The organism is Alteromonas sp. OM2203 (assembly GCF_048517045.1).
Classification (GTDB): Bacteria; Pseudomonadota; Gammaproteobacteria; order Enterobacterales; family Alteromonadaceae; genus Alteromonas; species Alteromonas gracilis.
Genome location: NZ_CP183209.1, coordinates 2,058,242 through 2,081,053, shown reverse-complemented (window position 1 = coordinate 2,081,053; position 22,812 = coordinate 2,058,242). Strand labels below are relative to the sequence as shown.

23 protein-coding genes are annotated in these 22,812 nt (G+C 43.6%); 16 read left to right on the top strand and 7 right to left on the bottom strand.

Going from position 1 to position 22,812, the window contains the following annotated elements; all coding sequences use genetic code 11:
- Window positions 1–74 precede the first annotated feature (74 nt).
- Together ACM0P2_RS09275 and ACM0P2_RS09270 are read right to left on the bottom strand one after the other, a co-directional pair.
- The gene (locus ACM0P2_RS09275; RefSeq protein WP_105931157.1) at window positions 75–626 is read right to left on the bottom strand and encodes an NAD(P)H nitroreductase; all 552 of its coding nucleotides are present in this window, start codon (window positions 624–626) and stop codon (window positions 75–77) included.
- Window positions 627–803: 177 nt separating this feature from the next.
- Complete coding sequence (locus tag ACM0P2_RS09270) at window positions 804–1,415, bottom strand: DoxX family protein (protein ID WP_159117449.1); 612 nt, start codon at window positions 1,413–1,415, stop codon at window positions 804–806.
- Window positions 1,416–1,459: 44 nt separating this feature from the next.
- Here ACM0P2_RS09270 and ACM0P2_RS09265 point away from each other — a divergent pair, with 44 nt between their 5' ends.
- The 3 genes from ACM0P2_RS09265 to ACM0P2_RS09255 all read left to right on the top strand — a co-directional run bounded on the left by ACM0P2_RS09265 (window position 1,460) and on the right by ACM0P2_RS09255 (window position 4,247).
- Window positions 1,460–1,636: a hypothetical protein gene (locus tag ACM0P2_RS09265; RefSeq protein WP_173358633.1), complete on the top strand. Its 177-nt coding sequence runs from the start codon at window positions 1,460–1,462 to the stop codon at window positions 1,634–1,636.
- Between the two features lie 214 nt (window positions 1,637–1,850).
- Window positions 1,851–3,716, top strand: a complete 1,866-nt coding sequence (gene sppA / locus ACM0P2_RS09260; protein ID WP_173358634.1) for a signal peptide peptidase SppA — start codon at window positions 1,851–1,853, stop codon at window positions 3,714–3,716.
- Between the two features lie 39 nt (window positions 3,717–3,755).
- Entirely contained in the window at window positions 3,756–4,247 is a 492-nt protein-coding gene (locus tag ACM0P2_RS09255) for a SprT family zinc-dependent metalloprotease (protein ID WP_308469227.1), read from the top strand.
- A 59-nt stretch (window positions 4,248–4,306) separates the two neighbouring features.
- Here ACM0P2_RS09255 and yfbV read toward each other — a convergent pair whose 3' ends face one another.
- A complete protein-coding gene (gene yfbV / locus ACM0P2_RS09250) occupies window positions 4,307–4,756 on the bottom strand; it encodes a terminus macrodomain insulation protein YfbV (RefSeq protein WP_105931153.1) in 450 nt (149 codons plus the stop codon).
- A 672-nt stretch (window positions 4,757–5,428) separates the two neighbouring features.
- On the opposite strand from yfbV, the gene trxB reads away from it, so the two are divergent.
- The 4 genes from trxB to infA all read left to right on the top strand — a co-directional run bounded on the left by trxB (window position 5,429) and on the right by infA (window position 8,197).
- Window positions 5,429–6,394 carry a thioredoxin-disulfide reductase gene (trxB, locus tag ACM0P2_RS09245; protein WP_173358635.1) on the top strand — a complete coding sequence of 322 codons (966 nt, stop codon included), beginning with the start codon at window positions 5,429–5,431 and terminating at the stop codon, window positions 6,392–6,394.
- A gap of 43 nt (window positions 6,395–6,437) precedes the next feature.
- Window positions 6,438–7,184, top strand: a complete 747-nt coding sequence (aat, locus tag ACM0P2_RS09240; RefSeq protein WP_159117446.1) for a leucyl/phenylalanyl-tRNA--protein transferase — start codon at window positions 6,438–6,440, stop codon at window positions 7,182–7,184.
- A complete protein-coding gene (locus ACM0P2_RS09235; RefSeq protein WP_236547036.1) occupies window positions 7,181–7,903 on the top strand; it encodes an arginyltransferase in 723 nt (240 codons plus the stop codon). Before aat ends, ACM0P2_RS09235 begins: the two co-directional genes overlap by 4 nt.
- Window positions 7,904–7,978: 75 nt before the next feature.
- Window positions 7,979–8,197, top strand: a complete 219-nt coding sequence (gene infA / locus ACM0P2_RS09230; protein ID WP_008844395.1) for a translation initiation factor IF-1 — start codon at window positions 7,979–7,981, stop codon at window positions 8,195–8,197.
- A 188-nt stretch (window positions 8,198–8,385) separates the two neighbouring features.
- Here the strand turns inward: infA and clpA are convergent, their stop codons facing one another.
- Window positions 8,386–10,662: an ATP-dependent Clp protease ATP-binding subunit ClpA gene (gene clpA / locus ACM0P2_RS09225; RefSeq protein ID WP_173358636.1), complete on the bottom strand. Its 2,277-nt coding sequence runs from the start codon at window positions 10,660–10,662 to the stop codon at window positions 8,386–8,388.
- A 23-nt stretch (window positions 10,663–10,685) separates the two neighbouring features.
- Window positions 10,686–11,006, bottom strand: a complete 321-nt coding sequence (gene clpS / locus ACM0P2_RS09220) for an ATP-dependent Clp protease adapter ClpS (protein WP_014949331.1) — start codon at window positions 11,004–11,006, stop codon at window positions 10,686–10,688.
- A gap of 219 nt (window positions 11,007–11,225) precedes the next feature.
- On the opposite strand from clpS, the gene cspD reads away from it, so the two are divergent.
- Window positions 11,226–11,444: a cold shock domain-containing protein CspD gene (gene cspD / locus ACM0P2_RS09215; RefSeq protein ID WP_105931148.1), complete on the top strand. Its 219-nt coding sequence runs from the start codon at window positions 11,226–11,228 to the stop codon at window positions 11,442–11,444.
- 570 nt (window positions 11,445–12,014) lie between these two features.
- On the opposite strand, the gene ACM0P2_RS09210 is transcribed toward cspD, so the two are convergent.
- On the bottom strand, window positions 12,015–14,234 hold the full coding sequence (locus tag ACM0P2_RS09210) for an NADP-dependent isocitrate dehydrogenase (protein WP_419227619.1): 2,220 nt from the start codon (window positions 14,232–14,234) through the stop codon (window positions 12,015–12,017).
- Between the two features lie 515 nt (window positions 14,235–14,749).
- Here ACM0P2_RS09210 and ACM0P2_RS09205 point away from each other — a divergent pair.
- The 7 genes from ACM0P2_RS09205 to ACM0P2_RS09175 all read left to right on the top strand — a co-directional run bounded on the left by ACM0P2_RS09205 (window position 14,750) and on the right by ACM0P2_RS09175 (window position 21,655).
- On the top strand, window positions 14,750–15,292 hold the full coding sequence (locus tag ACM0P2_RS09205; protein ID WP_159117443.1) for an rRNA large subunit pseudouridine synthase E: 543 nt from the start codon (window positions 14,750–14,752) through the stop codon (window positions 15,290–15,292).
- A 424-nt stretch (window positions 15,293–15,716) separates the two neighbouring features.
- Window positions 15,717–16,826, top strand: a complete 1,110-nt coding sequence (mnmA, locus tag ACM0P2_RS09200; protein ID WP_419227618.1) for a tRNA 2-thiouridine(34) synthase MnmA — start codon at window positions 15,717–15,719, stop codon at window positions 16,824–16,826.
- On the top strand, window positions 16,826–17,452 hold the full coding sequence (gene hflD / locus ACM0P2_RS09195) for a high frequency lysogenization protein HflD (protein WP_159117441.1): 627 nt from the start codon (window positions 16,826–16,828) through the stop codon (window positions 17,450–17,452). Before mnmA ends, hflD begins: the two co-directional genes overlap by 1 nt.
- 13 nt (window positions 17,453–17,465) lie before the next feature.
- On the top strand, window positions 17,466–18,833 hold the full coding sequence (gene purB, locus ACM0P2_RS09190) for an adenylosuccinate lyase (protein ID WP_105931143.1): 1,368 nt from the start codon (window positions 17,466–17,468) through the stop codon (window positions 18,831–18,833).
- A 103-nt stretch (window positions 18,834–18,936) separates the two neighbouring features.
- Window positions 18,937–19,740, top strand: coding sequence for an adenylate/guanylate cyclase domain-containing protein (locus tag ACM0P2_RS09185; RefSeq protein ID WP_173358639.1), 804 nt, complete (start codon window positions 18,937–18,939; stop codon window positions 19,738–19,740).
- 280 nt (window positions 19,741–20,020) lie between these two features.
- Entirely contained in the window at window positions 20,021–21,187 is a 1,167-nt protein-coding gene (locus tag ACM0P2_RS09180; protein WP_159117439.1) for a cupin domain-containing protein, read from the top strand.
- Between the two features lie 9 nt (window positions 21,188–21,196).
- A complete protein-coding gene (locus ACM0P2_RS09175) occupies window positions 21,197–21,655 on the top strand; it encodes a GNAT family N-acetyltransferase (RefSeq protein WP_159117438.1) in 459 nt (152 codons plus the stop codon).
- A 48-nt stretch (window positions 21,656–21,703) separates the two neighbouring features.
- Here the strand turns inward: ACM0P2_RS09175 and ACM0P2_RS09170 are convergent, their stop codons facing one another.
- Complete coding sequence (locus ACM0P2_RS09170; protein WP_159117437.1) at window positions 21,704–22,120, bottom strand: DUF4826 family protein; 417 nt, start codon at window positions 22,118–22,120, stop codon at window positions 21,704–21,706.
- Window positions 22,121–22,451: 331 nt separating this feature from the next.
- On the opposite strand from ACM0P2_RS09170, the gene ACM0P2_RS09165 reads away from it, so the two are divergent.
- On the top strand, window positions 22,452–22,667 hold the full coding sequence (locus ACM0P2_RS09165) for a PGPGW domain-containing protein (protein WP_159117436.1): 216 nt from the start codon (window positions 22,452–22,454) through the stop codon (window positions 22,665–22,667).
- Window positions 22,668–22,812: the final 145 nt, after the last annotated feature.

The window sequence follows — 22,812 nt, the reverse complement described above, 5'->3', positions numbered from 1 at the left end:
CATACCTTATGGCCTGCTACATTTTACCTAGTAGCAAGCCATGCAGAAAGACGGCGGTACTATGATGATTTACGTTACTGCCAAAACTCGAAGTAGTCGCTTGAGTTTCTCTGCGGTTTAGGGGCCGGTTCAAATGTAGGCGTGCCGAGGTACAAAAATCCAACTAATTCGTCTTCTTCACTTAAGCCAAGCCCATTTCTTACTGTTTCGCATTGTGCGTAACTGCCCGTGCGCCACATACCGTTAAACCCTTGTGCAACGGCTGCCATTTGCATTGCCATAACGCCACAGCTTGCTGACGCTATCTGTTCAACCCTCGGAACCTTTTCATGTTCAATATGTTTAGCGATAGCAACGATAACCATAGGAGCACGATGAGGAAGTTGAACAGCCCTCTCTATCTCTTTCTGCGTTTTATCGTTTTCTATGGCAGATTGCTCGTACAAAGCACCAAGCTTATCTAGCCCCTTTCCCGTACAAACAATGAATCGCCAAGGTGTTAAACACGCATGATCAGGAGCACGCAAAGCTGCCTGCATAATATTTTCTAGCGCATCACCGCTGGGCGCCGGAGATTCTAAACGTGGCTGAGAGCTTCGATTCAGTAATAGTGTTAATGCGTCCATTTACGTCCCTTCTTTTATGAATAACACGGTCGTCAACACAATAATCGTGTTGCCGCTACCCATTATTAACTTTAAAACTTGCTTAGAGTAATTTGAAGATCCTACGGTCCGCAAACAAAAAAGACCAGAATATTCCGGTCTTTTAGCTATGCCTTCAAAAAAATAATCTGTTTACTTCTACGACTTTTGAGAAGAGCGCCATTTGCTTATAAGGTAATCCACGCTGACAAAGCGCCCGCCCCCGTATACCAACAACACAAATAGCATGACAAAGTAGGTCGCGGCAAACTCTACTCCATTATTTAAAATGACAAGGTTTCCACTTGAAGTCAGCCAGTCGTAGTGACCATATTCTTGTAGAAGCGACTTTGCTGCGTTTAGCTTTTGTGGAGCTTCCATAACGCTTTGGTTATAGAAAATTGTGCCATCAGCTAGCCAAGATGATGCATCAGCAATGGCTAGCCAACCGTTTTTTGCATGCACACTAAACATGGCTACGAGCATGGTTATTAGCAAAGGTATACTCACAAGGCGAGTAAGTGCCCCAAACAGAAGAAATATTCCGCCTACCAATTCGGCAGCAGTGGCCAAAAATGCCATTACTAAAGGTGCGGGTAAACCCAAACCATAATCTTCATTGCCAAACCAATCGACAATATTTTCAAAACTCGAAGCCTTGTTCCATCCTGCTTGAATCATGACTGGTGCTAAATATAAGCGTATTAAAAGTAAGGGTAAACCGTCGACTAAATACAGCCGCGCTACACTCTGATGATAAAGCTGAAACATGGTATTCTCTGGTTATTGTGATTTTTATAAAAGAACGAGAATTCATGAAAAAAATTTCATCACGTAGAAGTAGCTCGTCACCATTTTCTAAGATCATGAGAAAAGGACATCAAAAGACTGGCTACAAGGACCGAAACGGCGCGTTGCTGATGTGTATGAGTGAAAATGACCATAAGCGAATCGCCAAACTCATTGCTAAATGGCTCGAAAACGGCGTTTAATACTAATCCACATAGTGAGCCCAGTTGAGTTCACAGGCTGTAAAAGGGCGGTAAATGCCATTTGTCTATTCAGATTAATGTCTCGCTCACAAAAAATTACAATTAAGTTAGCGATCTTATTCGTTTTAGGTAACATAATAGAACGCAGTACATTGAGTAAGCTAAGCCTAAATTGTCTTGCTCTAGTTAGTTAATCAAAAAAGGTAGTGACAACATGGCAGCCAAAGGAAATTGGACCAAATCCTTGTTTATTGGCTTGTGGACGGTGCTTAACTTTACCCGCAAACTTTTCTTTAATTTGATTTTCATCGTTATTTTTGTCGGATTGATTATCGCAATATCCGGGCAAGACGACGAAAAGCTCACCGTCAACAAAGACAGTGCATTATTCCTGACGCTGAACGGTAAACTGGTTATCGAGAAAGAAAGTATCGATCCCTTCGAGCAGTTTTTACAGGAATCGTTGGGCAGTGAACCGGAAAATCCTGAAGTGCTCGTTCGCGATGTGGTAAAGGTACTGGAAAATGCCCAGAAAGACCGTCGTATAAAGGCGTTAGTGCTTGACCTTCAAGGCTTAACCGGTGGAGGTCTAGATAAACTTCGCGCAGTGGCTAATGCTATCGACGCATTTAAAGAATCTGAAAAGCCTGTATATGCCATCGGCGACTACTTTTCACAAGACCAATACTATCTAGCTGCTCACGCCGATAATATCTACCTAAACCCAATGGGCGGTTTAATGTTTGAGGGTTATGGCCGCTATGGCATGTACTTTAAAGACATGCTCGAGAAGCTAAAAGTAACCACGCACATCTTCCGAGTGGGAACCTACAAGTCTGCCGTTGAACCTGTAATGCGCAATAACATGTCGGATGAAGCTAAAGCTGCCGAGAAGAAGTGGCTTGATGGCTACTGGTCACAGTACAAATCTGATGTAGCTGCAGCTCGTGGCATCGACGAAACTAACTTCGATGAAACACTAGAAGGTTTACTGTCTAAGTTTGAAGCCGCAGGTGGTGATTTCGCTCAGTATGCGCTTCAGAATAACTGGGTAGACGCGCTTAAAACACGTGAAGAAGTGCGCCTTGAGCTTGTTGAACTGGTGGGTGAAGATGACAACGAGCTTGGCGTTAATTTAACGTCATTTAACAGCTATCTGAAGGTCATCAACCCGCCTATGCCTGTGATTGAATCTGATATAGATAAAGTAGCTATTGTCGTGGCAAAAGGCACTATCTTAGATGGCAATCAAAAAGCGGGAACCATTGGCGGTGACAGTACGGCTCGACTTTTGAGAAAAGCGCGTTTAGACGATAAAGTGAAAGCCGTAGTGCTACAGATAGATTCACCAGGGGGTAGTGCTTTTGCGTCTGAGGTAATCCGTCAGGAAGTATTGCAGCTTCAACAATCAGGTAAGCCCGTAATCGCATCAATGAGCACCTACGCGGCTTCAGGCGGTTATTGGATAGCAGCGAGTACGGATAAGATTATTGCAAGCCCAAGTACTATCACCGGCTCTATTGGTGTGTTCGGTATGTTTATGACCTACGAGAACTCACTGGATTATTTGGGCATTCACAGTGATGGCGTTGGTTCAACCGAACTTGCCGGATTTTCTGCAGTTCGTCCGTTAGCCCCTGAGTTCGGTCAAATTCTTCAGCACAACGTAGAAAATACCTACGGCAACTTCTTGTCGCTTGTTTCTCAAGCAAGAGGCATGACCGTAGAGGAAGTAGATAGCGTTGCACAGGGTCGCGTGTGGATTGGTTCTGATGCTATCGAATTGGGTTTGGTTGACCAGCTTGGTACCGTTGATGATGCTGTCGTCGCAGCCGCTGAGATGGCTGAGCTTGAAAAATACGATACTTTCTATGTCAAACGCACGTTAACTGCTCAAGAAATTTTCTGGAAAGAATTTTTTGGCCAAGCAATGACCGTCGTTGGTAAGTGGCAGTTCGCTCATGCAGATTCTGCACTTGTTAATGAGTTTAAGCGTGTGCTTAGAGAAATAAGCGTAGTGAGTAAGCTTAATGACCCCAAGGGCACCTATGTGCTGTGTTTGCCCTGCGATATTAAATAGTAGATTGAAAAATTTAGATAAACGCTAAGAGATAGTAACATCGCAGCAAATGATTTAACCCAAGAACAGCGTCGCATCATTACCGACGCTGTTTTTTATTGCTTTAAACAAGCAGAAGATTACTTCTCGCGTACCTTTTCCTACCCTACCGTCACGTTTCGACGCTCAGGAAAAAATGCAGGAACGGCCTTCTTGCAGCAAAATCGCCTTAACTTCCATCCTATTTTATACAGAGAAAATACAAACGCCTTTTTAGATGATGTGGTGCCACATGAGGTGAGCCATCTTTTGGTTTGGACACTTTTTGGAAGAGTACAGCCCCATGGAAAAGAGTGGCAGTCCATGATGATTGATGTGTTTGGCTGCAAACCTGACGCGACACACCAGTTTGATATAAAAGGCGTTGCCCGCACTTTTGAATACCACTGTGACTGCGACACCTATGCATTAAGTACCCGCCGGCACAATAAAATCTTAAGAGGTGCGCAATACAAGTGTAAGAAGTGTAGTGCCCTTTTACAAATGGCCTGACAACCAGGACTTATAAACTAAAATCATAAGCTCAAGCTGTTTAGCAACAATAAATGTCTTTAATTAAACCAATGCTTAGTAAATACGTTATCGAGATCGTTAAATGCCGTTTTGAGAAGCTGTGCTAGTTCTTTGTATTTGGGTTTTGATTTAGCATTCGCAATGTTCACGCCCTGTGAGCGCATTTTGGTGTGAATTTCTTGATACCAACTTTTAAGCTGCGGCGGTAAATATTGATCTGAACGATGCCCCAACCACAGTAGACCTTGCATCGGCAAACTAAGAAAAAATGCACCTATCGCGATGGTTTGAGGCAAATAATCTGAACCTAGGTTTTGAAACAATAGTGCGCAAGATACCATTGCTACAGGAGGCATCGTTTTTATTGCAAACTTGGTAGCGGCAACAACGCGGCACTCAGGGAAGAATGCATAGAGTTCTTTTCTCACAGGCCATGTCTTCATGTACTGCTGACCGTTTTTCAACATTGTCATTACTGATTGAGACATGGTCTACCTCTCTTCAACCCGTTCACTTTAAAATTTAGGAACGCAGTTCATATATTTTTAATACGTATCTAGCTGAGAGCCCGTTCAACAGCGCTCATACTTTTTTAACAGTGTACGCAAATATTATGAATCACGTGTAGTTAAATTGTAATAATCATTTCGACTAAAACAAGCTGAATTCGTTTAATGTTACAAAATAGTCGAAGCGAGGTCTTTGGTGTTCTCAGTGCACTTTGAGATTTTCAGACCTAATAAACTCACTGTGCAAAAGCCATTTTTCACTATTTGGGCTAGTTCAATTGGTATATCCGCTCAATTAAAATAGATTTAACTAACGTGGCATTTCTATTTCAATACGATTAAAGCTAGGGTTTACATATAAATCGGCGGGAAAAGTGTAGAAGTAAATGATGTAAGCTATGGTTATCTTTAAGTGACATTTTCTTCGCTTGGAGGCATCATATACGCCTAAAGCCTGAGTGATATCGAACCAGAGTGCCCATCGTTTTACAAAAACGATTCAGGGCGTAAATACCGTTTCTATGTCGCTGGCAGATAACCATTGTAAAAGTAACTAGGTGTTGTGCTTGATTTAAATATTTTTGCCCCTACCTAGCCTTCTAAGAGAAATTATATAAGTAACCCAAACGGGTGAATTATTTGGAGAGGAAAATGGCAGAAAGCAGACACGTCCGTCTACTTATTTTAGGTTCTGGACCTGCAGGATACTCAGCGGCAGTTTATGCTGCACGCGCGAATCTCGAACCTGTATTACTGACTGGTATTCAACAAGGCGGACAGCTTACTACCACAACAGAAGTAGAGAACTGGCCAGGGGATCCTGAAGGTCTCACTGGTCCTGATTTAATGGTTCGTATGCAAAAGCATGCAGAAAAATTTGATACTGAAATCATTTTCGACCACATCAATAAAACAGACCTTTCCAAGCGTCCATTTACTCTATATGGCGACAGCGGTACATACACATGTGACGCGTTGATTATCGCAACGGGTGCATCTGCTAAGTATCTGGGTCTTGAATCTGAGCAAGCATTCATGGGTAAAGGTGTTTCTGCCTGCGCAACCTGTGATGGTTTCTTCTATCGCAACCAGAAAGTCGCGGTTATCGGTGGTGGTAATACCGCAGTTGAAGAAGCGCTTTACCTTTCAAATATTGCGTCAGAAGTGCATGTTGTTCACAGAAGAGACAGCTTTAGAAGTGAAAAAATTCTTGAGCAGCGCCTTCGTGATAAAGCGGAAAACGGTAACGTTGTATTACACCTTAATCGCACATTAGACGAAGTGCTTGGTGACGAAATGGGTGTGACTAAAATTCGCATCAAGGATACTGACAGCGAAGCAACAGAAGAGCTTGACGTAATGGGTTTATTCGTTGCCATTGGTCACAAGCCGAATACGGATATATTCGACGGCCAGCTTGAGATGAAAGATGGCTACATCGTTGTAAATAGCGGCACGAACGGCAATGCCACGCAAACAAGTGTTGAAGGCGTGTTTGCCGCTGGCGATGTGAGTGACCACATCTATCGTCAGGCGATCACTTCTGCGGGTACAGGCTGTATGGCGGCCCTAGACGCTGAAAAGTACCTAGATGGTGCTATGCCTGAACAAGGTTGATAACAGACCTGTCAGCCCTACTTTTCGGTAGGGCTTTTTATTTATGATAGCGTTGCATTATATTGAAGAAGGCGCGCCCTTCCCTGCTGTAGATACTGCACTAGAGGATCCAAATGGTCTGCTAGCTTTTGGTGGTGACCTTAGTCCGGCGCGCTTATATTCTGCCTACTCTCAGGGCATATTTCCTTGGTTTAGCGATGAAGAGCCACTATTGTGGTGGTCACCTGATCCAAGAGCGATAATAGAGCTCGACGATTTTGTTGCTTCAAAGAGCCTCAAAAAGCTCGCTCGTAAACAAAAGTATAAAGTTACCCTTAACTATGCGTTTGACCGAGTGATAAAGGCATGTTCAAGCACGCCACGGAAAAATCCAACTTCAGGCAGTGTTTCCATTGATACGTGGATAACTGACGACATGATAGCCGCCTATCGACAGTTAAACGGTATCGGGTTGGCTCATTCTGTGGAAGTGTGGAACGAGGATGAATTAGTCGGTGGGCTATATGGTGTCGGTATTGGCAACGTATACTGCGGCGAATCTATGTTTCATCTTGAAAGCAATACGTCTAAGCTTGCGATGTTAGCGTTAGTTGAGCATATGAAGTCTCAGAACATGGCATTCATTGATTGCCAGCTACCTACTGATCACTTAGCTTCACTAGGTGCAAAGGTTGTTTCAAGGCCAGAATTTATTGAAAAATTAGAAAATAACAACCAAACTCTAACGGACGAAGGGCGTCTTCTAGAAGACTATCTAGTTCGATGGAAACCAAGAGTGATTACACCGTGAAGTTTGGTATAACCCAGTCTTTTTCTTGCAGCTATTTACCCGACGAACAAGAGCAGCTTCTTGTTTACGCGGAAGATAGTGAATTGCACACCCTGCGCTACTCACAACTCATCCAGGCAGGCTTTCGGCGTAGCGGCGAACAAATTTATCGTCCGCATTGCCCAGCTTGCACTGCGTGTAAGTCTATCCGAATTCCCGTAGATAATTTCATTGCATCTAAGAGTCAAAAACGGATACTAAAAGCAAACGAAGGTTTCAAGGTTCAGTTTTCAAAAAGCATCAAGGAAACCTATTTTCCACTTTACGAGCGCTACATCAATGAACGTCACTCTGACGGCAGCATGTATCCCCCCTCTCGGACACAGTTCGACAATTTTGTACAATCTGACTGGATGAAAACCCATTACCTTGAGGCATATGATGGCGATAAGCTAATTGCTGTTGCTGTGACTGATATAGTAGATGCAAACGTTCCAATGAGTTCTCTATCTGCCCTTTATACGTTTTTCGACCCAGACTACGCTTCAGCATCATTAGGCACCTGGATGATCTTAATGCAAATCATGCAGGCGAAGCAGTTAGACTATCGTTACCTCTACTTAGGCTATTATGTGGAAGGCTGTAATAAGATGTCGTATAAACACAAGTTTTTGCCATTCGAGCAATTTAGTGACAACCAATGGCATATATTTAGTAAAAGTAGTAAAATACCCACTTAATTGCTTTACAGCGAACCCAAGATTGGGTAAGGTCTGCGCGGCAAAAATTTTGAATTACTGAGGTAACTGCTTTACATGGCAAAAGAAGATTGTATTGAAATGGAAGGTACTGTGTTAGACACACTACCTAACACTATGTTCCGCGTTGAACTGGAAAACGGTCACGTAGTGACTGCGCACATCTCTGGTAAAATGCGTAAGAACTATATCCGTATTCTTACTGGCGATAAGGTCACCGTTGAGATGACTCCATATGATTTGACTAAAGGTCGTATCATTTATCGCGCAAGATAATGAGCCATCTAAGCGGTAACGCATTAAAAAAGCCCGATTAAAATCGGGCTTTTTCGTTTTTATCCGTAGGTGCTGACTTAGTCTCTATCGTGAAAAGCAGCTTTAACGACCTTGACTAATCGAATTGAACGAAGCGCCTTCAACTAAGTAAATAATTTACTGTCTCAGGCGCAACCGTTTTAGTTTTGTTAACTAGGCTCAGCCTCTGCCGATGTGGCATCAACCCCTGTGTATTGGAAAGTCAGTTTATCATCTACACAGTCAACCTTAACGTTTCCGCCTTTAGATAACTCGCCAAACAGCAACTCGTTAGCCAACTCTTTCTTAAGCTCATCTTTGATCAGACGTGACATTGGTCTTGCACCCATTGCCTTGTCGTACCCTTTCTCGGCCATATAAGCGCGCGCGTTGCTGGTAACCTCAAGCGAAACACCTTTGGCATCTAGCTGAGCCTGCAGCTCAATAATAAATTTGTCGACCACTTGCAGGATAATTTCTGGATCAAGATGATTGAACCAAATAATGCCGTCTAAACGGTTTCTGAATTCAGGTGTAAAGACCTTGTTTATCTCAGACATCGCATCATGACTATGGTCTTGTTGCTTAAAGCCAATAGACTTACGCACCGTTTCCTGAACGCCGGCATTTGTTGTCATCACTAACACAACATTTCTGAAGTCGACTTTTCTGCCGTTGTTATCCGTCAAGGTGCCATGATCCATAACCTGGAGAAGAATATTGTAGATATCGCTATGCGCTTTCTCAATTTCATCTAACAGCACTACCGAGTAAGGATTTTTAATAACGGCATCTGTTAATAAACCACCTTGATCGAAGCCAACGTAACCAGGGGGCGCCCCAATGAGTCGACTCACGGCATGACGTTCCATGTACTCAGACATATCGAATCGCACCAGTTCCACACCCATTATTTTTGCAAGCTGCTGTGTAACTTCGGTTTTACCTACACCCGTTGGGCCTGCAAACAAAAAGCTACCTATTGGCTTAGTTTCTGCACCAAGACCCGAGCGCGACAGCAAAATTGCATCGTTAAGCGTCTCAATAGCCTTATCCTGGCCAAAAACAACCATCTTAAGGTTTCGCCCAAGGTTCTTGAGAACTTCTTTGTCAGAGGCCGATACAGACTTCTCTGGGATACGCGCCATTTTCGCGATGATCTGCTCAATGTCACCCACGCCAATCGTTTTCTTACGCTTCGAAGGTGCTAGCAAACGCTGACTTGCGCCTGCCTCGTCCATCACGTCAATCGCTTTATCAGGCAAGTGACGCTCATTAATGTATTTCGCCGATAGCTCTGCCGCTGCTTGAATCGCTTTTTGTGTAAAGCGCACGTTGTGGTGCTCTTCGTAACGGCTTTTAAGTCCCAGCAGAATTTTCGTTGTATCGCTGACGCTTGGCTCAGTAACGTCGACCTTTTGGAAACGACGAGCTAAAGCGCGGTCTTTCTCGAATATTCCCTGATACTCCTGATATGTTGTAGAGCCAATACAGCGTAGTTCACCGCTAGATAGCTTAGGCTTGAGAAGGTTTGATGCATCCATTACTCCACCCGACGCCGCACCGGCACCAATAATGGTGTGGATTTCATCGATAAACAAAATCGCGTGCTCATCTTTACCTAGCTCTTTGAGTATTGCCTTCAAACGCTTTTCAAAATCGCCGCGGTATTTAGTACCTGCCAAGAGGCCGCCCAAATCCAGAGAATAAACCGTGCTTTCAGCAATAACTTCAGGTACGTCGTTATTAACAATGCGATACGCTAAGCCTTCGGCGATAGCAGTTTTACCCACACCGGCCTCACCGACCAGTAATGGATTGTTCTTGCGACGACGGCACAAAATCTGGATCGTTCGCTCAACTTCAGCGTCTCGACCAATAAGGGGGTCAATTTTACCGTCTTTAGCATGGCGATTAAGGTCAGTGGCGTATTTGCTTAACGCTGAGCCACTCTCCTCGCCAACTTCTCCTTCTTCTGAAGCTTCAGGATTAACAGAAGCGTCATCCTCGGCTTTGCTCACGCCATGGCTGATGAAATTAACAACGTCTAATCGCGTTACATCAGACTTTTTAAGGATATACACTGCCTGTGATTCTTGTTCACTGAAGATAGCGACAAGGACGTTTGCACCTGTCACCTCATCTTTACCTGATGACTGAACGTGGAAAACCGCTCGCTGCAGCACACGTTGGAAACCCAATGTAGGCTGTGTCTCACGTTCGTTTAGTTGGTCGTCAAGAATGAGAGGCGTGGTGTCTTTTACAAACGAAAGCAATTCGCTCTTAATCGCCTCTATATCGGCACCACATGCCTTGAGCGCGTCGCGAGCAGCTGAGTTATCAAGCAATGCCAACAACAAGTGCTCTACCGTCATAAACTCATGACGGTGCTCTCTGGCAAATACAAACGCGTCATTTAACGTTTGTTCTAATTCTTTATTTAACATATTGCTCGCCCTCTAAAAAAACCTTATGCCTGCTCCATCGTGCACATCAACGGGTGCTGATGTTTGCGTGCGTACTGATTAACCTGCATCACTTTTGTCTCTGCTATTTCAGCAGTAAAAATGCCACACACGGCTTTTCCCTGATAATGAACGGTCAGCATAAGTTGGTTGGCTTTCTCAGCGTCCATATTGAAAAACTGCATGAGTACCTCAATGACAAAATCCATGGGTGTATAGTCGTCATTGTTCAACAACACTTTATACATGGGAGGCGGCTGCGGCTTCTGTCGCTGCGCGTCTTTTTGTTTTTCCTTTTCGATACTAATAGCGTTGTCTTTACTCATAACTTAATAATAGTGGTTAACTGGCATATGTGTGTACAAACTTTTGGATAAATTTATTCACATTAGCCCTTGACATAATATGGTTAAAAAATCTACATTTTGTAAAGTGAATTTAAGTACTGAACAGTATTACTGTATTCAATACTTAATTCACTGTGTCTCCGGATCTATAATGGGGGCATATACTCGTGAGTTCAAGGATTAAGAGGAAGTCGAAGTATGGCGGTTGGCAAAGTTAAATGGTTTAACAACGCAAAGGGTTTTGGATTTATTGTGCCTGAGGATGGCGGCGAAGATATTTTCGCGCACTACTCCACAATTCAAATGGAAGGCTATCGTTCACTCAAAGCAGGTCAGGAAGTGACTTATGAGGTACAGCAAGGTCCCAAAGGGCTCCATGCTGAAAATATAGGCTTCAAAGAAGAACCAGAGCGTTAATAAAAGAATTCATTGAGCCTGACTTAAAAGTTAGGCTTTTTCTTTTTATTAATACTTACTTTTTAAAAGCACGCTGTTGCGTGTGGAATCTGGCGTCTTAAATTCTGCTAGCACTATACGTTTGCTTAAATATTCTTAAGTAAAAAAGTGCTAACCGTATGTGTAGTGTGAAAGCTTATCAAATTCCTGTGATTTGGTATTAAACTCGCCTTAACGGCTCCCAGCCTTCCCCTTTCCTCTGAGCAATTCAGTATTCCGTATTAATAGCAGTTTATGTTTAAACCCTTCTAAGCTTTTGGGTTTGAAGCACTTGTGTCGATACTCATCAACTCACTTCTTTTATTTGCTTTCCAATAAAAATTGAAACACGTCATTTTCAGGTTGAAGATTACTGAGCGTTTAAGTCTTCCTAGTGTTTTCATAGGTTTGAAATACACAATAGACCTAATTGGTAAACAACTACAAAAAAGCCCGCTCAACTGGTGGGCGGGCTCTTCAATATTGGCGACCCATTATCCAACAGGCTCGCATCGCATTAGTAGCTTGGCACTAACGCATTTTTTGATACGACTACGCGTCAAGAATTGCTTTAAGTGTCTTACTTGGAGACATTGTTGCAAACATCTTGTCTTCATCTGGATAGTAGTAACCACCTATGTCTTGCGCACTGCCTTGTGTTGAATCAATTTCAGCAAGAATGTCATCAATTTTCGCAGATAACTCTTCATACACTGGCTTAAACTGCGCCGCTAGGTCTGCATCTTCAGTTTGGTTTGCTACTTCTTCAGCCCAATAAAGACCTAGATAAACATGGCTACCACGGTTGTCTAGCTGACCTGCTTTACGAAGCGGAGACTTGCCGTTGTTAAGCAGTTTTTCCGTTGCTTTATCAAGCGCTGTAGCTATGACTTTTGCCTTGGTATTGCTATGTTTGATGGCAACATCTTCTAGCGATACCGCAAGAGCAAGGAACTCACCTAGAGAGTCCCAACGCAAGTGACCTTCTTCAACAAACTGTTGAACGTGTTTAGGTGCACTACCACCAGCACCCGTCTCATAAAGACCGCCGCCAGCCATCAATGGAACGATTGATAGCATCTTAGCGCTTGTACCAAGTTCTAGGATTGGGAACAAATCAGTTAGATAGTCGCGAAGAACGTTACCGGTTACTGAAATAGTATCAAGACCGCGAATTGCACGTTCCATGCTGTATCGGATAGCGCGTACAGGAGACATGATTTGAATATCTAGACCATTTGTATCGTGATCTTGCAGATATTTTTCAACTTTCTTAATAAGTTGCGCATCGTGAGCACGTTCGTCATCTAGCCAGAATACCGCAGGCATACCAGATTGACGTGAACGCGTTACCGCAAGCTTAACCCAATCTTGAATAGGTGCATCTTTCACCTGACACATGCGCCAGATATCGCCTTCTTCAACATCGTGAGAAATAAGAACGTTACCGTCTTGGTCAACAATTGATACGGTGCCGTCTGCTTCTAGCTCAAACGTTTTATCGTGTGAACCGTACTCTTCTGCTTTTTGCGCCATTAGACCAACATTAGGTACCGTACCCATAGTCGTTGGGTCGAATGCACCATGCGTTTTACAGAAGTTAATAACTTCTTGGTAAATGGTGGCGTAAGTACTTTCAGGAATAACCGCTTTAGTATCGTGTGCCTTTCCATCTGGTCCCCACATTTGACCAGAATTACGGATCATTGCAGGCATTGAGGCATCAACAATTACGTCACTTGGTACGTGAAGGTTAGAGATGCCTTTATCAGAGTTAACCATCGCAATTGGCGGACGGTCGGCATAACATGCGTTGATGTCTTTTTGAATTTCAGAACGCTGACTCTCAGGTAGGCTTGCGATTTTGTCGTAAACGCTACCAAGACCATTGTTTGGATTTACACCAAGCTCTTCAAAAAGATCGCCCCATTTGTTGAATAGATCTTTGTAGAAAACCTTTACACAGTGACCGAACACGATTGGGTGAGACACCTTCATCATGGTCGCTTTTACGTGTAGTGAGAAAAGAATACCGGTGTTCTTCGCATCTTCAATTTGTTCTTCAAAAAACTCGCAAAGCGCTTTTTTGCTCATGAACATACCGTCGATTACTTCGCCAGCAAGCAGATCTACACGCGGCTTAAGGGTTTTCTTGCTGCCATCTTTGCCTGTAAATTCAATGCTAACGTAACCGTCTTTTTCTACCGTTACTGACTTTTCACCTGAGTAGAAATCGCCGCCGCGCATGTGCGCTACATGTGACCGTGATGCTTGAGACCACTCACCCATTGAATGCGGGTGTTTACGTGCGTAATTTTTAACTGCGGTTGGCGCACGACGGTCTGAGTTACCTTCACGAAGTACAGGGTTTACCGCACTACCTAGAACTTTTCCGTAACGCTCGCGAATTTCTTCGTCTTCAGCTGTTTTAGGTGAATCAGGAAACGCTGGAACGTTAAAGCCTTTCGCATTTAATTCTTTGATCGTTGCACGAAGCTGTGGAATTGAGGCACTGATATTTGGAAGCTTAATGATGTTAGCGTTCGGGTCTTGAGTCATCTCACCCAGTTCAGCTAGCGCATCTGGCACTCTTTGTTCTTCAGAAAGATACTCTGGGAAATTTGCCAAAACACGGGCAGCAAGTGAAATATCGCTTAGCTCTACGTCGATATCAGCCGCTGCAGCAAACTTCTGGATGATTGGAAGCAATGAATAAGTCGCCAGCATTGGCGCTTCATCAGTCTTCGTGTAAATGATCTTAGACTTGGTCATTATATACCTCAATTTTTTCGACAGGGTACTGCCGTTTTAGTCCATTAGATCGCAACGACCCGCAACAAATTAAATTGTCGCGCCCACAGTCATTGCGAAACGTATTTGATGTTTTCCGCCTTATACTCTTTAAGAGCACTAGGCCACTTGCTGTTTTCTTCCCCACATATTATTCAATTCCCTATGTTAGCAATAAGGAACTCAGCGCCCTGAACTTGACTGACTAGTCGCGCACTACGGCGAGTTCCAATGTATAAGCAAGCCCGCTTATCACTGCTAAAACTGTCTAATAATTATGCAGATGCGCTCTCTTATAAAACTGGGAGCGACCATTAGTATAGGGTCGAAAGTTAGACTTACAAGTCATACCATTGTCTTAACACATAAGATCAATGAATTTATCAACAAAGTTGGCGACCTATATTGCAAAATGAACACTATTTTCTTAAGCGTAAGCGCTTCGTTTATCGTAGACTTACACTGAAAATTTTATAAACCATTCAAGCGGACTTTTCATGTCATCAACCTCTACAGTCGTGCTCTTCAATAAGCCTTTCCAAGTACTTTCACAGTTTACCGACGCGGATGGAAGAGAAACCCTCAAAGACTATATCGATATTCCCAATGTTTACGCTGCTGGACGATTAGACAGAGATTCTGAAGGCCTACTTGTATTAACCAACGATGGTAAACTGCAGCACAAACTTGCCAACCCTGAAGCTAAAACAAGCAAAACCTACTGGGTACAAGTTGAAGGGGTTATGGACGAAAAGGCCATGCAATCGCTGCGCGATGGCGTCGAATTGAAAGATGGAATGACGTTACCAGCCAAAGTTAAGCCCATGGACGAACCTGATGTTTGGGAACGGAATCCACCCGTACGTTTCAGGCAGTCTATCCCTACGAGTTGGGTCTCTATAACCATAACCGAAGGAAGAAATCGACAAGTACGTCGTATGACGGCGCACGTTGGCTACCCTACCCTTCGCCTTATAAGATACCGCGTAGGCAGCTGGACTATTGATGGTATTGAGAACGGTAAGTACGTAAGCTTTTAACGATAAAGCCAATAATCAATGCCATAAAAAGCTTAGTGAGGCGCTGAACTAGCGCCCCCAAGCGTTAATAAAATTGCGCATAACGGTACCGCAACACGGTGGTTCTTACTTGAATTTGCTTTTCAAAGCCTTACTTTCAATTCTACTGAAGGACGCGAATCTACACATACATATTTAATTACTTATTCAGATAAGGATTAAATGTGAATTAGCTATCGTAATCTGATAAAATCCGCGTCCTCGAAATCGGGCCGACCAAGTAATGTCTTAAATCGAAATCTATGTGTGATTGATCTTTGGTACTTACTCAACCTGGTACACGCTATGTGTCTATATGAGTGAGTATTATTTACGCCAATACACCAAAAGGATTTCCAACTATACCGGCTTCTTTTTTATTAAATAAATGAGTGTGCAAACTGCAGTGAGTGATATTGAATCTAACGCCAGCAAAAAAGTAATCGTCGGTATGTCCGGCGGTGTCGATTCGTCTGTTTCAGCCTACCTACTTCAACAGCAAGGTTATCAGGTTGAAGGCCTTTTCATGAAAAACTGGGAAGAAGATGATAATGATGAATACTGTGCCGCAGCAGAAGATTTAAAAGATGCGCAAGCGGTTGCTGACAAACTTGGCATCGAATTGCACACTATCAACTTTGCTGCTGAATACTGGGATAACGTGTTTGAGTATTTCTTAGAGGAATACAAAGCAGGCCGTACGCCTAACCCAGATATTATGTGCAACAAAGAAATTAAGTTTAAAGCATTTCTCGAGTTCGCAGCAGAAGATCTTGGCGCAGACTATATCGCTACCGGGCACTATGTACGCCGACGTGAAGTGGATGGTAAATGGCAAATGCTTCGAGGTTTGGACAACAATAAAGACCAAAGCTACTTCCTTTACACACTAGGTGAAGAGCACGTTGCCAAAACGCTCTTTCCTGTGGGCGACATTGAAAAGCCATTGGTTCGCAAAATCGCTGAAGAGCAAGGTCTAATTACACATGATAAAAAAGATTCTACGGGGATCTGTTTTATAGGTGAGCGCAAATTTAAAGACTTCCTAGCCCGTTATCTTCCAGCTCAACCAGGCGTTATAGAAACTGCAGAAGGCGAAGAAATCGGCCAGCATGAAGGTTTGATGTATCATACGTTAGGTCAGCGTAAAGGCTTACACATTGGCGGATTGGCCAAATACGGTGACGACCCGTGGTATGTGGTAGATAAAGACGTTGCTCGCAACGTGTTAATTGTGGGTCAAGGTGCCGACCACCCTCGCCTTTACTCAAAAGGCTTGGTAGCTAAGCAACTACATTGGGTAGATAGAAAAACAATGACTGAGCCAGTGCGCGCTGTAGTTAAAACCCGTTACCGTCAGGCTGATATACCTTGTACCATTACGCCAACGGATAATGACACCATAGAAGTGTTATTCGATGAACCACAAAAAGCGGTAACACCAGGACAATCTGCGGTGTTTTACAGTGATGAAGTATGCCTAGGCGGCGGTATTATTGAGAGTTATATTCGATAATGTTAGATACCGACATAGAAAATAATCTCGCCCTTGCAGGGGTATGCCAAGCTGCGGCGCTCGTTCAGCAGCTTGCTCGACGGGGCTCAGCAGACAATGAGGCCATAGAGTCCAGCTTATCGAGTGTACTGGTTACCGATCCAGAGACGCCACAGCAAGTATTTGGGCAACTGAACAACCTAAAGGTAGGTTACACCACGCTCGCGGCGCAGCTATCAGATAAGCAAGCAACAAAAGATACAGAAATTACACGTTACATTGCTAGCATCCTTGGCCTAGAGAGAAAGCTCGCAAAAAAACCGAAAGCCATGCAAGAATTGGGGGAACGCATTTCCCATGTTCAGCGCCAGCTGGCTCACGTCGATTTTCAAAATCCGCAAATTGTAGCCTCATTGGCGAGTATATATAGCGATATCATCAGCCCTCTCGCTCCTCGTATTCAGGTTGCAGGCAACCCCGATTATTTAAGCCAACCAGCGACTCAACACAAAGTTCGTGCCCTTCTACTTGCGGGCGTGAGGGCTGCGGTAATGTGGCGTCAAATGGGTGGCAAACGCAGAAATATATTATTGAAACGCAAACATATTCTTAACAGTGCTGTGAAGGCACTACGATTAATAAACTAGTGAGGAGCTTAAGGTGGAACTGAGTCAGTTAACTGCAATTTCCCCTGTCGACGGTCGATATGCTGGCAAAAGCGTAGAATTACGCAGTATTTTCAGTGAGTTCGGCTTGTTAAAATACCGTGTAGAAGTAGAAGTACGTTGGTTACAGATGCTTTCTGCCAACCCACAAATTGAAGAAGTTCCTGCTTTCACAGACAAGTCAAATGCACTGCTTGATAAAATAGTAGCAGAGTTTAGTGTTGAAGACGCTATGCGTATTAAAGAGATTGAGCGCACGACTAACCACGATGTAAAAGCCGTTGAATACTTCTTGAAAGAGAAAGTATCTGACAACAGTGAACTATCAGCTGTAAATGAGTTCATTCACTTTGCATGTACGTCTGAAGACATCAACAACCTTTCACATGGCTTAATGCTTCGCGAAGCTCGTGAGACGGTTATCCTACCTTACTGTGACAAGTTAATCGAAGCGCTAATAGAGCTCGCTAAGCGTTATCAAAACGTGCCTATGATGGCAAGAACACATGGTCAGCCTGCATCCCCCACTACCATGGGTAAAGAAATGGCTAACGTGGCGGTACGCTTAAAGCGTCAGCGTAGCCAAATTGCCGGCGTAGAACTGCTTGGTAAAATAAATGGTGCTGTGGGTAACTACAACGCGCATTTATCTGCCTACAAAGACGTGGATTGGCACAAGGTTTCAGAACAGTTTGTTACCTCACTCGGCTTAACCTGGAATCCGTTCACAACGCAAATTGAGCCTCACGACTACATTGCTGAAATGTTTGACGCCATTGCGCGCTTCAACACCATTCTTATCGATTTCGACCGTGATGTATGGGGTTATATTGCGCTAGGTCACTTTAAGCAGAAAACAGTAGCTGGCGAGATTGGTTCATCTACTATGCCGCATAAAGTAAACCCAATCGACTTCGAAAACTCGGAAGGCAACTTAGGTCTGGCTAACGCTATTTTCGACCATTTGGCTGCAAAACTTCCTATTTCTCGTTGGCAGCGCGATCTCACTGATTCTACGGTACTTCGCAACCTAGGTGTAGGCGTGGGCTACGCGGTTATTGCTTATCAAGCAACATTGAAAGGCATTAGCAAATTAGAAGTAAACGAAAAAAGCCTGCTTAACGAGCTAGACAACAACTGGGAACTGCTCGCAGAGCCAATTCAAACCGTTATGCGTCGCTACGGTATTGAAAAGCCATACGAGAAGCTTAAAGAGCTAACCCGAGGTAAAAAAGTCAATGCAGAGGTTATTGCCGAGTTTATCGACAACTTAGACATGCCTGATGCTGCAAAAGCTGAGCTTAAAGCATTGTCGCCAGCAACGTATATCGGTGATGCAATCAGGCTAGTAGATCAGTTATAAGCTTCATTACTTTGTACTACATTAAAAACGCGGTCATTACGACCGCGTTTTTTTATTGTCGTCTTAATAAGCCACTTTTTAAATACTGTTCTGGAGCATGTAAATGGATTTACACAAAACAATGGGATCATATTGCCTTGCCATTGATGCGCATCGCCGCCCTACTCCAGCTTCATACTCACAAACTCCAACAAAATCACTGGTAAAGCAAGACAAAGGTGTAAGCGTAAAGCCTACTGTAAAAAACGCCGTAGTTATCTTTTGCGATCTTTCTAAGTTTCAACAACTCACAGTGAAATATGGTGACATCACCTGTTCTAGTATCGTGGAGAGTTTGTTCAGCCAATTTGACGATATTGCCACCTCTTTACAACTCACTCCTTTAAAAACCAATGGCGACCAATACATCGCTGTGAGCTTTTGTGCCGATGATACCAGTTCTACAACTTCACTCTCCCGTTGCGTAAGCAATACCATTGAGTTTGCGTTAAAAGCGCGCAACCTCGTTAATAGCAACCCAGTGCTGGTTTCGTCGTCTTGCCACCTTCGGGTGGGTATTGCAACGGGCGATGTGGTCGCAAGAGATTCTGCTCGCTCGTTCGCGGGGTTTGATATTTGGGGTAATACGGTAAACAAAGCGGCAATGCTCGAGCAGTTCACCGCGCCAAGCACAATAGCAGTATGCAAAAAAACCTACAATATATTTGCTAAGCGAGCTTTGTATTCAGGGGCTACGAAAATCGATGATAGCGCTAACGAAACGTTGCAAAGTCATCTCAATGGGAATAGCGATGAGGAATTACTGGCAAGGGATATGAGCGTTCAAGGTAAAGACCGGCAACATATCATGTTTTATAAAACTCAGCTTCAGACCAAGTCAGCGCTCTCAATTGCGTTTATTTGCTAATGACCTGGAAAAAACAGCGGACGAAATATCACGCGCCAATAGCTATTCCTCACTAACGTATGCTCTGGATATACACGTTTATTTTTGACTTCCCACGCGAAATGCCTAGGGTTTGACTGGGATAAGGTAGCAATCGCGTTTTCAATAATCGATAATGCAGCACTTGAAATTCAGCGACCTACTACCTTCATACTTACGTTTTTCTGCATGTCTATTATGCCTTACGTAAACCAAAACCAGCAGGTCTATATCATTACATGGCCTTACAAAAAGAGATACTATGCGTACTAACGACAACACCTACTTTATCGATGCACAAACCGGTAAAGGCTTTGATGCAGAAACTTTCTTGAGGGACTATTGGCAACAAAAGCCGGTAGTTATAAAGCATTTTTTCCCAGACTTCGCTGACCCCATCGATGAAAACGATTTAGCAGGTTTAGCGCAAGAATCTGAAGTTGATGCCCGTATCATTAGCAACGTGCAAGGTAATTGGCACGTGGAGCAAGGCCCCATTAATGATTTTGATAACGCATGTCAGGGTAAATGGACTCTGCTCGTTCAGGGAGTAGACAAGTATGTACCCGACGTTACACCAATATTGGACCCCTTCGCTTTTATTCCCAATTGGCGATTAGACGATTTGATGGTGAGCTTTGCCACAAAAGGCGCGGGCGTCGGTGCTCATATTGACCAGTACGATGTCTTTCTCGTTCAAGGGAAAGGGAGTAGACGCTGGCGAGTGGGTAAACCAGCAGAATACAAAGAAGTGTATCCCCATCCAAAGTTAAGGCAAATTGATGGGTTTGCCCCTGTGATTGATGTCATGGTTGAGCCTGGCGATGTGGTTTATGTCCCACCGGGCTGGCCTCACGATGGTGAAACTGTGGAAGATAGTTTAACTTACTCAGTTGGCTATCGCGCACCTGACAATCTACAGTTAGCTGAAAGCCTAGCCATGATGCTAGATAAAGGTGCCCACAATTATCGTTTCACTGATGCGGGACGCACTCTTCAAGGAAGTCGTGCAACGGTAAATCCAGGAGATATTGCAGCGCTAAAACAACAACTCATAGAAGCAATCAACGGCGAAGATTTCACGTTGGCGCTTTTAGAAGCTATGAGCGAACAAGGTATACCTGAATATCCGCTAGAAAACGAGGTATCGCTAGAGCAAGTTGCAAATGAATTTGCTTCAGGTATTAGCTTTGCGCCCGCACCAGGCGTACGCGCGCTAATTTGCGACGGCAAACGCGGACTTCCCCGAGCACTCTACGTTAACGGAAGTCAGTTCGAGTTCGCGAAAAGTGACCAAGAGTGGTTTGAAGCGTTGGCATCAGGTAGCGTTTTAAATGAAACGTGCTGTCAAGATGCCCCCTCTTTTACATTTTTAGAAACCTTGACTACACTTGTAAATAACGGTTACTGGGAATGGTATGAGGGATAATAGCTACGTATGGCGTTTACTATTCAAAACGTCGATTGGGAAAAGGATAAAAATCGACTAAAAGCATTGAGGGAACATGTATTCGTTTTAGAGTGGCGAGTACCCGAGGCAAGCGAGTTTGACGAGCACGACAGCTCTGCTTGCCACGTGCTTATAGTAGACGATAAAAACGTTCCAATAGCGACAGGGCGTCTGACCAAAAAAGGCGAACTCGGCCGAATAGCCGTCAAACGTAGCCATCGAACACTTATGGTATACCGCTTACTTTTTGAAGCGTTAATTAACATGGCTCGACAGAATAACTGTCCAATTATTAAAGTGGTTTGCAACTTAGAAAGCGTTTCATACCACCGTTCTATTGGTTTTATTCCCGACGGACAAGTGTTTATGGACGCAGGAGTACCGCGGCAAAGGCTTAAATGTCCAGCTGAGCGTTTTCCCCTGCCGGACGTAACGCAGTTACATTAGTACCTCGAACAGGCGTGCTTAAAACTCACTACCTTCCTAATGCTCAGTTTAAACCCAAAAATCTGGAGTGTTTTGCATGGCAAATAAGCTTTCAGCACGGTTAACTAGCAGTTCCCCGAATGCCTTTTGATTGTCGTCCGCCCCTTCAGCGTTCATTAAGTTTTCAGCCTTAAGTTGCCAATGCATAGCGAAGTGACGCAAGACTTCTTTAGCGTCTGTAGCATTTTCCACCGAAGTAAAATCTGTGGGTAGATCTCCACTGATTACCCAATAAAGCTTGCTATCCATCGCTCTAATTTTCCAGACGGCTAAATAAGGCATTAAGTAACGGCTTTCTTCAGTAATCACGGTGTCGAACAATACGCCATTTTCAGCTAGAAACTTATTTGCTTTCTGAAACTGCTCTCTTACCCAATTAGCCCGCTCTTCTTCGCTGATAGGTTGTCTTTCTTGTTGCTCAGCCATGCTCACTCTCTTTCTTGTCGTTATTTTAGTTGTGCGAACTTTTTAGTAATGCACGCATAATTGTGTACTGTAAGGTCATTAATATGTGAATCTTACCCCTTACAACTCTCTTACTTTGTACTGCATTTCTACTGCGCTTTCCACAGCAAAGGCATCATTGTCTGCCCATTAGCAATCAAACGATTACTTATTCACCAATATTGTAAAAATCACGAGGTTCCTTTATCTCTAAACAAATCCAGTACAAACATTTACATTTTTATTATTGGCAAACAAAGTAGGTTGAGCGACACTACAATAATAATTAGCCTTATAAGACGAGTTTAGACACATGCGTATACTAAGACTTACTCTTGGCGCAATACTATTTGCTGGTGGAATTGTTTTAACATTGCTCCCTGGCTCAATTCTCTTCATTATTGCCGGACTTGTTCTATTGAGCTATGACTGGCCTAGAGCGCGCGGTTGGCTTAAGTATAGCCAGCGCACCATGACATTAAGTGCTCGCAAAATAGATCGCTTCCTTCTTTTGAGAAAGCTTCGATAACATTTGCGTCTGCCAAAGCGTACACGCTTTTCCATTCATCGCCATGCTTATCACGTTCTGGGGTAAGCTAAAGGTTTAAAATCACCAAGATTTTTTTCTATTTTGTCGCACCACGTTAGCAACTAAACTTATGTAAATGCGTAAA